Source organism: Salipiger abyssi (assembly GCF_001975705.1).
Classification (GTDB): domain Bacteria; phylum Pseudomonadota; class Alphaproteobacteria; order Rhodobacterales; family Rhodobacteraceae; genus Salipiger; species Salipiger abyssi.
The window spans coordinates 3,786,618-3,801,607 of record NZ_CP015093.1; the positions used below are offsets into that span (position 1 = coordinate 3,786,618).

Consider the following 14,990-nt stretch of genomic DNA (forward strand, 5'->3'; position numbering starts at 1 on the left):
CGCGATTGTATTCCATGATGTGAATGCCATCGAACGCGACGGGAGGAGACCATGCGGCGCGTCCTGACAGCCCTTGCCCTGATCGCCACCGCCGCCCCGGCGCTGGCTCAGCAATCCAGCGTGCCGGAGATCCCCGGCTCGGACAGCACGGCGGATCACTCGAAATTCGAAGTGCTCCAGAAGGCGTTCACCTCCGGCCCCGAGGTCACCGAAGCCTGCCTCTCCTGCCATACCGAGGCGGACGATCAGGTGATGCACTCGATCCATTTCAACTGGGAATTCGAGAACCCCAGGACCGGCGAGCTTCTTGGCAAGCGCAATGTCATCAATGCCTTCTGCGGCAACGTGGTGGGCAACGAGCCGCGCTGCACCTCGTGCCACGCGGGCTATGGCTGGGACGATATGCACCAGCCGCCACCGCAGCAGAGCACGGCGGTGGATTGCCTCGTCTGCCATGACCGCTCCGGCCAGTATACCAAGCTTGCCACCGGTGCCGGCCATCCGCCGATGGAGGCAAAGGGCAAGACCATCACCGGTGCCGATGCCTGGGCGGTGGATCTGTCCAAGGCTGCCATGTCGGTGGGCATGCCCGGGCGCGAGAATTGCGGCCAGTGCCATTTCTACGGTGGCGGCGGCGACAATGTGAAACACGGCGATCTCAGCTCGGCGCTGGTTATGCCGGACGTGCACACGGATGTGCATATGTCGCCCGACGGTGCCAACATGGTCTGCACCGATTGCCACGTCACCGAGAAACATCAATGGGCTGGCTCGCGCTATGATGTGCATGCCACCGACCCCGAGGGCACCGGCCGGCCCGGCGAGCGCCGCCGCGTCGCCACCTGCGAAAGCTGCCACGGCACCGAGCCGCATCCGGTCGATATCAAGGGCATGAAGCTCAACGACCACACCGATGTGGTCGCCTGCCAGACCTGCCACATCCCCACCATGGCCAAGGGCGGCGTCGCCACCAAGACCTGGTGGGACTGGTCGACCGCCGGCAAGCGCGATGCCGACGGCAATGCCTATTCGGAGGAGGAGTTTGTCCAGTCCGACGGCAAACACCTGCACACCTATCTCTCGATCAAGGGCGATTTCCGCTGGGAGGAAGAGGCACAGCCGATCTACGAATGGTTCGACGGTCAGGTCAGCTATGCCTCTGCCGCGCAGGGCGGCAAGATCGACCCGACGCAACCGGTGGGCATCAACGAGATCGAAGGCGATGCGCATGACGGAAAGTCGCGCATCTGGCCCTTCAAGAAGATGGAAGGCCGTCAGGCTTACGACTCGGGTAACGACACGCTGGTCTATTCCCATGTCTGGGGGCCGGACACCGACACCGCGCTCTGGACCAATCTCGACTGGGGCAAGGCCATCGCCGCGGGCATGAAAGCCGCCGGCAAGGAGTATTCCGGCGAATACGGCTTCATCGACACCTATATGTACTGGCCCACTACCCACATGGTCGCCCCCGCCTCCGAGGCGCTCGACTGCCAGTCCTGCCATGCCGAAGACGGGCGTCTGGCCAATATCGCCGGTGTCTTCATGCCCGGCACCGGAGGCAGCGCCATGGCCGGGCTGCTGGGCAAGATCCTCTTTGCGCTGGCGCTGCTGGGGGTTCTGGGCCACGCGCTGCTGCGCCTCTTCAGCCGGAAAGGAGAGCACTGATGTCGAGCCGCATGGTCAAGGTCTATCCGCGCTTTGAGCGGCTCTGGCACTGGACGCAAATGACGCTGATCTTCGTGCTGCTCTTCACCGGCATGGGGCTGAACGGGGTGCATGGGCTGCTGCCCTTCGGGCCTGCGGTGATGCTGCACACGATCGCGGCGCTGGTGCTGCTCTGCGTGTGGATATTCGCCACCTTCTGGCTCTTCACCACCGGCACCTGGCGGCAGTTCATCCCGAAGATGCGCGGCATGACCAAGGTGGCGCGGTTCTATGCCTGGGGGATCTTCAGGGGCGAGAAACACCCCTATCACAAGCTGCTCTGGCGCAAGCACAACCCGCTTCAGGCGATCACCTATTTCGGGCTGAAGATCCTGGTGTTTCCGGCGATCTGGATCACCGGCATCCTCTATCTGACCTACAATCTCTGGGAAGAGGTGCCGAACGCCACGCTGTGGCTGACGGTGATCGCCAACCTGCATGTGCTGGCGGCCTGGGTCATCGCCTCCTTCGTGGTGGTGCATGTCTATCTGCTGACCGTCGGCCACGGCTTTCGCCAGCATGTGGCGCCCATGGTCACCGGCTATGACTGCATCGACCTGACGCCCGAGCAGGAAGCCTATCTCGAGACAAACGAACCCTGGCGGCTCCAGTCCTGACGGGCTGATTTTCCCTCCTGAGCCGCCAGCCCTCGCCGCGCCGGACCCCAAACCGGCGCGGCGCTTTTGTCTGGAGAAGCAATGCGTTGCCGCCAAAACCTGGCGGCTCACACAAGCGCAACACAAGTCGGGCCAGCGGCTGCCCGTGGGCTGCCGCACCGAGTTTGGAATCCCTCGATTTATCCCAGCCAAATCCGAAAGACCTCGCAGCGCAACACTTGCGTCATCAAAGCGGCAGCCCGTCACGCCACAGGCGTGCCAACTATGATCGGCGCACCTCTGGTGCGACGGAACGGGCAGCCGCTGGCCCGGCGGGCTACGCCCTTGATTCCGGGCCACGAGCGCGGGGATTGAGGGAAGACAGAAGTCGCCGCCGGACCAAGCGACGAGGCCCCGGATCAAGTCCGGGGCGGGGCCTCCTGAGCGGCGGGCCAGGGGTGCCGGTGACGCAAGCGTCGCGGCTTGTCCTGCCCGTTTGGTCCGCAAACCGCCCGGGATCGCCGGTGGCGACGCAGCCGCCCCTACCCAACACGTGCAACCTATGAGAGCATGGGCCCATAGTTCCAGTTCATTTCACGAGGCACAAGCCATGCTCCCTCCGTTCCTGCCCCGCCTCGCCGTGCTGCTGACCCTCGCGCTGCCCACCGCCGCCCCGGCGCTCGAACGCATCTCGGCCTTTGGCGACAATCCCGGTGACCTCGCCATGTGGATCCACCGCCCCGAGGGCCATGAGGGCGCCACGCCCCTTGTCGTCGCCTTGCATGGCTGCACCATGAGCGCCGAGAGTTTCGACGACGAGACGGGGCTCACCGCGCTCGCCGATGCGCAGGGGCTGATGCTGCTCTTTCCCGAGCAGACCGAGGAGAACCAGCCGCGCAAATGTTTTCGCTGGTATGACGAGGCCGACAACCGCCCGGGCGACGGCGAAAGCGCCTCGATCCGCAACATGATCGACCATCTGCTCGACAGCGAGGATATCGACCGGTCGCAGATCTTCGTCATGGGCCTTTCCGCCGGCGGCGCGATGTCGGCGGCGTTGATGGCGAATTACCCCGATCTCTTCGCCGGGGGCGCCATCGTCGCCGGGCTGCCCTATGACTGCAACCGCCCGCGCTCGTTCTTCACCTATGCGGTCTGGCAATACTGGCGGATGATGCGCCACGTTCAGGGCGGCACCTATGACGGCTGGGACGCCTCCTATGCCTGCGGGATCATTCCGCCCAACACGGCGGTCGACCGCGCGCCCGACGACTGGGCGCGCTATGTCGCGGAGCTCCACGACAGCGCGCCGGCAGGCTGGCCACGCGTGTCGATCTGGCAGGGGGAGGAGGACGAAACCGTCGATCCCGACAATCTCGAAGAGCTCGCCGACCAATGGACGGCGCTTCACGGGCTCGACCCGGAAGCCCCCGATGCGGAGGAGATGATCGCGGGCGCCACCCGCAAGCGTTATCTCGACACCCGGGGCGTGATCCAGGTCGAAACCTGGGATCTGCCCACCCTGCCCCATGCGGTGCCCGTCGACGAGGATGGCGCGCCCGCCTGCGGGATCGCGGACGGCGCCTATATGGAGGAGGGCGAGATCTGCGCGGTGCGCGAGATCGCGCGGTTCTGGGGGCTGCTCTGACGCAGCCCCCGCCGCTCATCGGTTGTCGAGCTGGGCGCGCACGCTTGCCAGCCCGGCGCGGGTGATGCGGTAGGGCCGCCCGCCCTGCGAGCGGATCAGCCGGCGTTTGCGCAGACGGTCGAAGACCGGCAGCGTGCAGTCGGTCAGAACGTGACCTTCGCGGGTAAAGCAGGTCACCTCAAAGACCTTGCCGTTTTCGGCGCGTTCGAACTGAATCGCGCCACCCTGCGCCAGCGCGTGCAGCACGCGCTGTTCGTGTTTCGAGATATTCATGGAGATGTTCCGGAGAGAAAACGCAAAGCGTCGCTCCGTCCGGCCATCGCGCGGACGGGGCTTTGGGTTTACTGTCCCGCAGCGCGGGACATGCGGCTTGCCGCAATCTCCAACATCAAGGCTCCATCATTCGGGCCGTTGGCCCGTTGGTCTGAAACCAAAATAGACACGCAGCAGCGCCGGATCAACCGCGCCGCGTCAGTCCCTGCGCCGATTGTGTCGCCGGGGCCGCAGCCTACGCGAACATCTGACGCAGATCGGCGGTCTGTTTCTCGCCCAGATGCTCGTGGTGATCGGTGAGGAAGGCCCCCGCCGCGCGCCGCCCGGCCTGCTTGAGCTGCGCGATGACCGAGGGCAGCGGCACCGTCTTGGTGGCCACCGACAGCTCGTTCATCAGCGTATCGTCGGCGATCATATGCACCCGCAGCTTCTTCATCGAGCCCTCCTTGACCATGCCGGCCTCAAGCAGGCGCTGCACGAATTCGATGGCGCGCAGCTCGCGCAGGAGCGAAGCGTTGAAACTGATCTCGTTGATGCGGTTCTGGATCTCCGGCGGCGTCACCGGCACAGCTTCGCGATCGAGCGGGTTGATGTTGACGATCACCAGATCCTGCGGCAGCTCGGGCTTGAACAGCGGGAACAGCGCCGGGTTGCCGGTATAGCCGCCGTCCCAGAACGCCTCTGTCACGCCGGTCTGCGGATCCTCCAGCTCCACCGCCTGGAACAGAGTCGGCAGACAGGCGGAGGCGAGGATCGCGCCGGGGCAGAGCTTGTCGCCCTCGAAGATGCGCACCTTGCCGTCGCGCACCGAGGTGGCGCAGACAAAGAACTCCGGCCCCTCATGGGCGCAGATCGTGCCGAAATCGAGCTTGTCGACGATCCGTTGCAGCGGGTTCTGGTAGAGCGGCCCCCAGGCATAGGGCGACAGCATGCGGGTGACACTTTCGCCCGCCGCATAGGGCAGCGAATACTGCACCGCACGGCTGACCATGCCGGGATCGGGCAGCCAGGCATGCATCCAGTCCGGCACCGACATGTCGCGCAGCCCGGCGATCTCGTGCCAGACCCAGTCGAGCATCTCGCGCGCGCCCTCGCGCCCCCCGCGCACCAGCCCGGCCTTGAGCGCGGCGCCGTTGAGCGCCCCCGCCGAGGTGCCCGAGATCGCGGCGATCTCGATCTCCTCGTCTTCCAGCAGCCGGTCGAGCACTCCCCAGGTAAAGGCGCCATGCGCGCCGCCGCCCTGAAGCGCCAGATTGATGCGCTTGGTCATGATCCGTCCTCACACAAGTTGACCCGGCGCAGAATGATTGCGGCATCGCGCACGACCGCGATGCCGCATCGGGCCGGGTCTGTTTCGCCGATTAGAGCGCCGTCCAGCCACCATCCACGGAAATGGTCGTGCCGGTGATCTGCTCGGCCGCGTCCGAGCACAGGAACACGGCCGTGCCGCCGATCTGCTCGGTGGTGGCGAATTCCTTGGAGGGCTGGCGGGCCAGGATGACCTGCTCGATCGCCTCTTCCTCGGTCATGTTGTATTCCTTGGCGGTGTCGGGGATCTGCGCCTCGACCAGCGGGGTTTTCACATAGCCGGGGCAGATCGCGTTGGCGGTGATCGGCTCTTTGGCGGTCTCCAGCGCCACCACCTTGGTCATGCCCACGACGCCGTGCTTGGCCGTGACATAGGCGGATTTGAAGGGCGAGGCGGTGAGCCCGTGGGCGGAGGCGATATTGACCACCCGGCCCCAGCCGGCCTTGCGCATCATCGGCAGCGCGGCGGCGGTGCAATGGAAGGTCGAGCTCATGTTGATCGCGATGATCGCATCCCATTTCTCGGTCGGGAACTCGTCGATCGGCGCGACGTGCTGGATGCCGGCATTGTTCACCAGGATATCGCAGGCACCGGCCTGTTCGATCAGCGCGCGGCATTCCTCGCCCTTGGACATGTCGGCCTTGATATAGCGCACATCGACGCCGAATTCGCGCGCCATGTCCTCGGCCAGCTTGTGATCCTCGTCGTTGTCGGTGAAGGAGTTCAGGACGACCGAGGCCCCTGCCCGCGCCAGCTCCCGCGCGACGCCCAGCCCGATGCCGGAATTCGACCCGGTGACGATGGCGGTCTTGCCTTTCAGTGACATGATGGAAATCTCCTCAATGATTTGCGGTCAGCATATCATGCTGCACCTGCAAGATAAGGGGGCATTTGGCGCGCGGGTTCCCGCCTGCGCATCACGGTTTCGGGATTGGACGCCCGCGCACGAAGCGCTTACACGCAGCTGGCATCGCGGCGTGACCGGCCCCGGATCGGGGCAGCTCCACCCGATTCCCAAACCGGTTCCTCCATGGCGCAGAGCCAAAAAAAACGCCGGCACAAGGCCGGCGTTCAGTCATTGAGGCAGGTTTCATACAGGCAAGAAACCTATCGAGCAGTGCCCTCTTTATACGCGCTTCTCCGCCGGAGTCCAAGCTAAAAGTTTGAAAAGACGTAAAAGCCCCGATACGCTCCGTAGCCAAGAAAACAAGGGCAGTTCAGGATTGTTTCACAAATGATGGCCGATTTTTTCCGCCGCCGCACGTTCCGCAGCGCCATTTTCGCGGCGGCACTCGTCCAAGCGGGATTCGCCTGGGCCGCACCGCAGCACGGCATAGCTATGTATGGCGAGCCCGCCCTGCCCCCAGATTTTGATCATCTGCCCTATACCAATCCCGACGCGCCCAAGGGCGGGCGCCTCGTCACCGGCGAGACCGGCGGCTTCGACAGCCTCAATCCGCATATCCTCAAAGGCACCGTTCCCTGGCAGCTGCGCTTTCTCGCTTATGAGAGCCTGATGGGCCGGAGCTGGGACGAACCCTTCACGCTTTACGGGCTTCTGGCCGAAAGCGTCGAGACCGGACCGAATCGCGGCTGGGTGGAATTCACCCTGCGCCCGGAGGCCAAATTCTCCGATGGCAGCCCGGTCACGGTCGAGGATGTGATGTGGAGCTATGAGATTCTCGGGACCGAGGGCCACCCGCGCTATCGCGGCACCTGGCAAAAGATCGAAAAGATGGAACAGACCGGCCCGCGCTCCGTCCGTTTCACATTCACCGAAGACGACCGTGAGCTGGCGCTGATCATCGGCATGCGCCCGATCCTCAAGAAGGCGCAATGGGAGGGCAAGGATTTCGCCTCCAGCGGGCTCGACGTGATCCCCATCGCCACCGCGCCCTATGTGATCGACGATTTCGAGCCGGGCCGCTTTGTCTCGCTCAAGCGCAACCCCGATTACTGGGGCAAGGATCTGCCCTTCATGAAAGGCCAGGCCAATCTCGACGAGATCCGCATGGAGTTCTTCGGCGACGGCACAGTGCAGTTCGAGGCCTTCAAGGCCGGCGCGCTGACCGCGATCCGCGAGAACAATGCCGAGAAATGGCAGACGCAATACGATTTCCCCGCCGTCGAACGCGGCGATGTGGTGAAATCCGAGATCGCCCATGGCCGGCCCACCGGCATGACCGGCTTTGTCATGAACACAAGGCGGGGCGCGTTTTCCGACTGGCGGGTGCGCGCGGCGATGCTGCATGCCTTCAACTTCGAATATATCAACGAGACGATGACCGGCTCGAAACAGCCGCGTATCGACTCATATTTCTCGAATTCCGAGCTGGGCATGAAGGCCGGCCCCGCGACGGGCCGCGTGCGCGCGCTGCTGGAGCCCTTTGCCGACACGCTGCTGCCCGGCGCGCTCGACGGCTATGCCCTGCCCGAAGGCGACGGCAGCGCCCGCAACCGCCGCAACCTGCGCGCGGCCATGGCGCTGATGAACGAGGCCGGCTGGAGCGTGCAGGACGGCGTGATGAAGAACGCCGAGGGCCGGCCCTTCCGCTTCGAGATCGTGCTGGCGCAGGGATCGAGCGAGGAACAGTCGATCATCGACATCTTTGTGCAGGCGCTCACCCGCATGGGCATCGCGCCGCAGGTCACGGTGATCGATTCCGCGCAATATAACGAGCGGGTCAACGCCTTCGATTTCGACATGACGTTCTTCCGCCGCGGGCTGTCGCTCAGCCCCGGCAACGAGCAGCGGCTCTACTGGGGCAGCGAGGCGGCGGATCAGCCGGGTTCGCGCAACCTCATGGGGATGAAATCCCCCGCCGCCGACGCGATGATCGACGTACTGCTGAACGCCACCAGCCAGGAGGAGTTCATCGCCGCGAGCCGCGCGCTCGACCGCGTGCTGACAACCGGGCGCTACGTGATCCCGATCTATCAGTGGAACATTTCGCGCATCGCCCATGTTAAGGAGCTGCGTTACCCCCCGCATGTGCCGGTTTACGGCGACTGGATCGACTGGATGCCGAATGCGTGGTGGTGGCAGGACGAAGACCAAGAGCAATAAGCAAAATCAAAAGCAAGAAAGAGCAGACATCATGAAACAGGCACTTCTCCTCGGCGTTCTGGCGCTTCTGGCGGGCTGCGGCACCGTCGACGGTGTCGGGCAGGACATCTCCTCGGCCTCGCGCACCGTGCAAAGCTGGTTCTGACGCGTCTCCGACTTTTTGGCACGTTACGCGGGCGCTCTGCCGTACTATCCTGAGATCCGGGAGAGGAGGAGCAGAGCCGCCATGATGAGAGACCGTGTCCAATTGCTTTCGGAAGGCGGCCAGAACCGCGCGCTGGTCGTTGACGACCATCCGCTGTTCTGCGACGCGCTGACGCTGACCCTGCAATCCATCGCGGATTTCGAAGAGATCCGGGCCGCCGGAACGCTGGAAAAGGCGCTGGAGATCGTCGGTCAGGGCGAGCCTCCCGACCTGATCATCCTCGATCTGAACCTGCCCGATGTGAACGGGCTGGACGGTCTGGTGCGCCTGCGCAACGCGGCGCCCCGGGCCGCGATCCTCATCGCCTCGTCGATGGCCGACAACCGCATGATCAGCCATGCGCTCAAGGCCGGCGCCGACGGGTTCGTGCCCAAGCATTCGCAGCGCTCGGTGTTCCGCCGCGCCTTCGAGGCGCTTTCCGGCGGCCAGCCCTTCGTGCCCGACGGCTATATCGACCCGCACGGCCCCGGCATCGAAGGCCCCGGCGACGCGCTGGCGCGGCTGGCGACGCTCACCAACCAGCAGGCGCGCATCCTGTCGCTGATCTGCGAGGGCAAGCTGAACAAGCAGATCGCCTATGACCTTTCGATCGCCGAGACCACGGTAAAGGCGCATGTCACCGCGATCATGCGCAAGCTCGGGGTGCACAGCCGGACGCAGGCGGTGTTGATCGCGCAGGAGGCGAGCTTTACGCGGGTCTTGCCAAGCGAGGGCACGGCGACGTAACCTGCCGGCCACCTCGGCGAAAAGGACGAGCGATTGGACGGAGCACAGACCGGCTCCGCAGGGGAGGAGACATATCGGGCCGGTGCCCTGCGCGTCGCGCAGGTTGTCTGCGGCGCCCCGGACCCGATCACCGCGATCTCGGACCAGCTTGGCCCCGGGCCTTTCGAACTCGTTTGCCTCTTTGCCTCCCCCCAGGCGGATTTCAGGGCGCTGAACAGCGCGGCCATCGGCGCCTTCGGCGGCTCCGATGTCTTTGCCTGCACCACCGCCGGCGAGATCGGCCGCGCCGGCTATGAGGAGGGCCAGATCATCGCGGTGGGCTTTCCTTCCGAGCTGTTCTCGGTCGACGCCTTCGCCATCGACGGGCTGGACGCGCTCGACGACCGCAAGATGACCGAGCAGATCATCCAGCGTCGCATGGCGCTCAACATCGCCGCGCCGGACAAGGGCTCGGAATTCGCCTTTCTGATGGTCGACGGGCTGTCGCTCCAGGAGGAGAATGTCGCCTCGATCCTCGCCTCGGGCATGGGGCCGATGCCGCTTTTCGGCGGCTCCACCGGCGACGGGGTGGATTTCGCCACCACCTGGCTCTCCCATAACGGCGTCGTCCGGCGCAACGCGGCGCTGCTGGCGCTGGTGCGCTCGCGCTGCCCGGTCAAGGTGTTCAGCCTCGACCACCTGATGCCCACCCGCACCCGCATGGTGGTGACCCGCGCCGATCCCGACCGCCGTCTCGTGCAGGAGATCAACGCCGAACCCGCCGCCGCCGAATATGCGCGTCTGCTCGGCAAGGATCCCAACCAGCTCGACACCTTCACCTTTGCCGCGCATCCGGTGGTGGTGCGGCTCGGCGACAGCCACCATGTGCGCTCGATCCAGCGCGTCGACGAGCATGGCAATCTGGTGTTCTTCTCGGCGATCAATGCCGGCATGGTGCTGACCCTTGCCGAACATCAGGACATGGCGCGTCATCTCGACGAGGAGCTGGCGGCGCTCGGTGCCGACCGCGCACCCAGCCAGATCCTCGGCTGCGACTGCCTGCTGCGCCGCGTCGAGGCCGGGCAGTTCCAGCAGACCCGCGCGATCTCGGACATCCTGAGCAAGCACAATGTCGTCGGCTTCAACACCTATGGCGAGCAGTTCGGCGCGCTGCATGTGAACCAGACCCTGACCGGCGTGGCCTTCTACCCGCCCGAGGAGGAGGCGCCCGAATGTCGCTGATAAACCCGGCGGATTCGCTCGAACGGCAGAACGAAAAGCTGCTGCGCATCGCCGAAGCGCTGATGGAGCATGTGGAGCACGGCCCGGCCCAGTCGGGCGAGGCCTATGCCCAGTTCGAGCGCGCGGCGCTGCTGGAAAAGCGGGTGCGCGAGCGCACGCTGGAGCTCGAACGCACGCTCGATCTTTTGCATGAGTCGAACGCCCAGCTCGCCCGCGCCAATGACGAGACCGAGGCCGCGCGCCGCAACCTCGCCGACGCCATCGAGACCGTATCGGAGGGCTTTGCGCTTTTCGACGGCGACGACGTGCTGGTGATGTGCAACTCGCGCTTCTGCCGCGATTTCCGCGACACGGTGCGCGATCTGCGCCCCGGTCTCGCCTTTGCCGGATATGTGGAGCGGGTCAGCCGCTCGCGCTATCTCGCCCTGCCCGAGGGCATCAGCTCCGAGGCCTGGGCCGCCGACCGCATGCGCAAGCACACCGACCGCCGGGTTCTGTTCAACGTGCGCCACGGCCAGGACCGCTGGTTGCAGGTCTCCGAGCATCGCACCGCCAATGGCGGCACCGTGGTGCTCCAGACCGATGTGACCGACATCATCCGGCTGGAGCGGCAGGAGCGGCTGAAGCTCAAGGACAAGCAGACGCGGATGATCCGCGCCACGCTCGACCATCTCGACCAGGGCGTCTGCATCTTCGACGAGAACGCCCGGCTGGTGGCGTGGAACGAAAAGATCGGCACGCTGCTCAACCTCACCGCGCGGCGGCTGCATCTGGGCGCCTCCTTTGCCCGGCTGCTGGAGCGGCTGGAGCAGGAGCTGACCTTTTCCTACTCCAGCGACCGCGACTGTTTCCGGCGCTGGGCGGCGGAGGACGGGCTGCGCGGGCCGATCAGCTTCGAGCTGACGCGCGATACGAATGTGGTCCTGCAGGTCTTCCGGCGCGGCATGCCCGATGGCGGGTTCCTGTTCTCCTGCACCGATGTCACCGCCGAGCGCGAGGCGGCGCGGCGGCTGACCGAGGTCAACGAGATGCTGGAACAGCGGGTGATGGAGCGCACGCTGGAGCTGGAGGATGCGCTCTCGGCCGCCGAGCGCGCCAATGCGTCGAAATCGCGCTTTGTCGCGGCGGCGAGCCACGATCTGCTGCAACCGCTCTCGGCAGCGAAGCTCTTCGTCTCTTCGCTGGCCGACCGCTGCGGCAATGCCGCCGACCGCGCGGTGCTCGACAAGACGGAGTCCGCGCTGACCTCCGCCGAGCAGTTGATCGACGCGCTGCTGGATATCTCCAAGCTGGAATCCGACGGGCTGAATTTCGACATCCGCCCGGTGGCGCTGCGCGAGATCTTCGCGCCGCTGCGCGACGAGATGGAGGTGCTGGCGGCGCGCAAGGGGCTGAGCCTGCGGATGATCGACAGCGGCCTGACGGTGGAGACCGACCCCGCCTATATGCGCCGCGTGGTGCAGAACCTCGTCGCCAATGCGATCCGCTACACCGAAGCCGGGCGCGTGGTGGTGGGCGTGCGGCGTCAGGCCGGCACCGCGCGCATCGAGGTCTGGGATACCGGGCCGGGCATCGCCGAGGAGGATCAGTCGGCGATCTTCGAGGAGTTCCGCCGGCTCGACACCCGCGCCTCCAGCAATGACGGGCTGGGGCTGGGCCTTGCCATCGTGGAGCGCGCCTGCGCCCGGCTCGGCCATCCGCTGGGGCTCTGGTCGGAGCCCGGGCGCGGCTCGTGTTTCATGGTCAGCCTGCCGGTGGTGGGCGCCGCAGCGCCCGCGCGGCCTGTAAGCCTCGGCCCCGCGCGCCCGGTGGGGCTGGCGCAGGCCGGGCTGATCGCGCTTCTGGTGGAGAACGAGCCGCAACTGCGCCGGGCGATCACCGTGCTGATGGAAAGCTGGGGGGTTAGCGTGATCGAGGCGGAGGATGCGGAGAGCGCGCTCGACCTGCTGGCGGATCTGGAGCTGACGCCGGACGCGCTGCTGCTGGATTACCAGCTCGGGCCCGGCATGACGGGCACGGAGCTTTTCCGCGAGATCACGGGACGCATGGGCCGCCTGCCCTGCGCCATCGTCTCCGCCGACCGCTCCGAGGCGCTGCGCGAGGCCTGCGCGGCGCTGGAGATCGAGCTGCTGAGCAAACCGGTGGACCGCCACCGGCTGGGCCGGTTCTTCGACGCCGTGGCGCGCGGCGTGCTGGCGGCGGAGTGACGGCACCCCCGCCAGTGATGCGGCCCCCGCCCCGGACTTGATCCCGGGCCTCTCCCTTCCCGTCGGGCATTACCAGAAAACGCGACGCACGATCCCGAAACCAAAGGCCCCGGATCAAGTCCGGGGCAGGATTTCTGGAGCCGCGATATCGCATAAGCGAAAGCCGCGCCATCGCCGGCCCGTGGGTTGGCGATCTTCCCTCTGAACTTCTTACTTTATCCCTGCCATGTCCGAATGACCTCGAAACGCAGCGCGGGTGTAAACAAATCGCCAGCCCGGGGGGCGGGCCGGCGATGGCGCGGCGCCCTTCGGGCTTGTCCCGCGCCAGGGCGTTGGGATGACCGAGGCAAAAGACAGGAACCCCCTCACCGCGCCTTGAACAAAGACCCCAGAATGCCCCGCACCAGCCGTTTGCCGGTGGTGCCCGAGAGCTCCTTGAGCACCGCCTGCCCCAGCGCCTCACCAATGGAATTGGGCGCCGAATAGCGCGTCGAGCTGCGTTTCGGTGCGCTCTGGCGCGTCGTGCTGGCGCGCGGGGTCGGATCGTAACGCCGGGCGCGGTTGTATTCGCGGATGAGATCGCCCGCGTCGTCGGTCTCCGGTGCGCCCGCCTCCTTGCGCTCCGCCTCTTCGGCGGCCTCTGCCGCCGCCTTTGCCCGGGCCGCCAGCATCTCATAGGCCGACTGCCGGTCGACCGTCACATCGTATTTCGCCCCAAGCTGTGAGGCGGCGATCACATCCGCACGCTCGGCCTCGGAGATCGGCCCGAGCTGTGACGAAGGCGGACGGATCAGCGTGCGCATCACGATGCCCGGCACGCCCTTCTTTTGCAGCATCGAGGTCACCGCCTCGCCGGTGCCGACCTCGCGGATCGCTGCTTCGGTGTCGAATTCCGGGTTGGGCCGGTATGTCTCGGCGGCCATGCGCAGCGCCTTCTTGTCGCGCGCGGTGAAGGCGCGCAGCGCGTGCTGCACCCGGTTGCCGAGCTGACCGAGAATGTCCTCTGGGATGTCGTCAGGGTTCTGGGTGATGAAATAGACCCCCACCCCCTTGGAGCGGATCAGCCGCGCCACCTGCTCCACCTTGTCGACCAGCGCCCCGGGCGCATCATCGAAGAGCAGATGCGCCTCGTCGAAGAAGAAGACCAGCTTCGGTTTCTCCGGATCGCCCACCTCCGGCAGCTCTTCGAAGAGCTCCGAGAGCAGCCAGAGCAGGAAGGTCGCGTAAAGCCGCGGCGCGCCCATCAGCGCATCGGCGGCAAGGATATTGACCTGCCCGCGCCCCTCGGCATCGACCCGCATCAGATCGGCCAGATCCAGCGCCGGCTCGCCGAAAAGCTTTGTGCCGCCCTGGTTCTCCAGCACCAGCAGCCGGCGCTGGATCGCGCCCACCGAGGCGGTGGAGATATTGCCGTAGCGCAGGCCTAGCTCCTTGGCGTTCTCGCCGACCCAGACCAGCAGCGCCTGAAGATCCTTGAGATCGAGCAGCGGCAGCCCCTGCTCATCCGACAGCCGGAAGGCGATGTTCAGGATGCCCTCCTGCGCCTCGCTCAGCTCCAGAAGCCGCGCCAGCAGCAGCGGCCCCATCTCGGCCACGGTGGTGCGCACCGGATGGCCCTTTTCGCCGAAGAGATCCCAGAACACCGCCGGAAAGCCCTGATAGGCGAAATCGTCGAAACCGATCTTGCCGTTGCGCTCGGTAAACGCATCGTGAAGCTTGCCGGTCTGCGAGCCCGCGCGCGCCAGACCGGAGAGATCGCCCTTCACATCCGCCAGAAACACCGGCACGCCGGCGTTGGAAAAGCCTTCCGCCAGGATTTGCAGCGTCACCGTCTTGCCGGTGCCCGTCGCGCCGGCCACCAGACCGTGGCGATTGGCGTATTTCAGCGCCAGATACTGCTTTTCGCCGTAGCCAGCCCCGCCACCGCCTATAAAAACGCCGTTTTCCATCCCCGCCCTCCAACAACGCGCGCAGCGGAGCATACATTCTTAACCATTTGATGCCAGTATCAATTTTGTCCGGGGCAACATG

The 14,990-nt window shown here is 65.7% G+C and carries 12 protein-coding genes; 8 read left to right on the forward strand and 4 right to left on the reverse strand.

What is annotated here, in order from left to right; translation table 11 throughout:
* The first annotated feature begins 51 nt into the window (after window positions 1-51).
* The 3 genes from Ga0080574_RS22010 (at window position 52) to Ga0080574_RS22020 (ending at window position 3,951) form a co-directional block, all read left to right on the forward strand.
* Window positions 52-1,668 (forward strand): tetrathionate reductase family octaheme c-type cytochrome, encoded by a 1,617-nt coding sequence (locus Ga0080574_RS22010; RefSeq protein WP_076704645.1) that lies wholly within the window; start codon window positions 52-54, stop codon window positions 1,666-1,668.
* Window positions 1,668-2,324 carry a cytochrome b/b6 domain-containing protein gene (locus Ga0080574_RS22015; protein ID WP_076704647.1) on the forward strand — a complete coding sequence of 219 codons (657 nt, stop codon included), beginning with the start codon at window positions 1,668-1,670 and terminating at the stop codon, window positions 2,322-2,324. Before Ga0080574_RS22010 ends, Ga0080574_RS22015 begins: the two co-directional genes overlap by 1 nt.
* Before the next feature lie 589 nt (window positions 2,325-2,913).
* Complete coding sequence (locus Ga0080574_RS22020; protein WP_076704649.1) at window positions 2,914-3,951, forward strand: extracellular catalytic domain type 1 short-chain-length polyhydroxyalkanoate depolymerase; 1,038 nt, start codon at window positions 2,914-2,916, stop codon at window positions 3,949-3,951.
* Window positions 3,952-3,966: 15 nt separating this feature from the next.
* Here Ga0080574_RS22020 and Ga0080574_RS22025 read toward each other — a convergent pair whose 3' ends face one another.
* The 3 genes from Ga0080574_RS22025 to Ga0080574_RS22035 all read right to left on the reverse strand — a co-directional run bounded on the left by Ga0080574_RS22025 (window position 3,967) and on the right by Ga0080574_RS22035 (window position 6,359).
* Window positions 3,967-4,224 (reverse strand): YjhX family toxin, encoded by a 258-nt coding sequence (locus Ga0080574_RS22025; protein ID WP_076704651.1) that lies wholly within the window; start codon window positions 4,222-4,224, stop codon window positions 3,967-3,969.
* Window positions 4,225-4,459: 235 nt separating this feature from the next.
* Window positions 4,460-5,494: a patatin-like phospholipase family protein gene (locus Ga0080574_RS22030; RefSeq protein WP_076704654.1), complete on the reverse strand. Its 1,035-nt coding sequence runs from the start codon at window positions 5,492-5,494 to the stop codon at window positions 4,460-4,462.
* Between the two features lie 91 nt (window positions 5,495-5,585).
* A complete protein-coding gene (locus Ga0080574_RS22035) occupies window positions 5,586-6,359 on the reverse strand; it encodes a 3-hydroxybutyrate dehydrogenase (RefSeq protein WP_076704656.1) in 774 nt (257 codons plus the stop codon).
* 408 nt (window positions 6,360-6,767) lie between these two features.
* Between Ga0080574_RS22035 and Ga0080574_RS22040 the strand changes: the two genes are divergently transcribed.
* From Ga0080574_RS22040 to Ga0080574_RS22060, 5 genes are all read left to right on the forward strand, one after another.
* The gene (locus Ga0080574_RS22040; protein WP_076704658.1) at window positions 6,768-8,600 is read left to right on the forward strand and encodes an extracellular solute-binding protein; all 1,833 of its coding nucleotides are present in this window, start codon (window positions 6,768-6,770) and stop codon (window positions 8,598-8,600) included.
* A gap of 31 nt (window positions 8,601-8,631) precedes the next feature.
* Window positions 8,632-8,745, forward strand: coding sequence for an entericidin EcnA/B family protein (locus Ga0080574_RS22045; RefSeq protein ID WP_076704660.1), 114 nt, complete (start codon window positions 8,632-8,634; stop codon window positions 8,743-8,745).
* A gap of 84 nt (window positions 8,746-8,829) precedes the next feature.
* Window positions 8,830-9,531 carry a response regulator gene (locus Ga0080574_RS22050; protein ID WP_076706099.1) on the forward strand — a complete coding sequence of 234 codons (702 nt, stop codon included), beginning with the start codon at window positions 8,830-8,832 and terminating at the stop codon, window positions 9,529-9,531.
* 33 nt (window positions 9,532-9,564) lie between these two features.
* Window positions 9,565-10,752 carry an FIST N-terminal domain-containing protein gene (locus Ga0080574_RS22055; protein WP_076704668.1) on the forward strand — a complete coding sequence of 396 codons (1,188 nt, stop codon included), beginning with the start codon at window positions 9,565-9,567 and terminating at the stop codon, window positions 10,750-10,752.
* A complete protein-coding gene (locus Ga0080574_RS22060; protein WP_076704670.1) occupies window positions 10,743-12,959 on the forward strand; it encodes a hybrid sensor histidine kinase/response regulator in 2,217 nt (738 codons plus the stop codon). The genes Ga0080574_RS22055 and Ga0080574_RS22060 overlap by 10 nt, the downstream gene beginning before the upstream one ends.
* 365 nt (window positions 12,960-13,324) lie before the next feature.
* Here the strand turns inward: Ga0080574_RS22060 and Ga0080574_RS22065 are convergent, their stop codons facing one another.
* Window positions 13,325-14,908: a helicase HerA-like domain-containing protein gene (locus tag Ga0080574_RS22065; RefSeq protein WP_076704677.1), complete on the reverse strand. Its 1,584-nt coding sequence runs from the start codon at window positions 14,906-14,908 to the stop codon at window positions 13,325-13,327.
* Window positions 14,909-14,990: the final 82 nt, after the last annotated feature.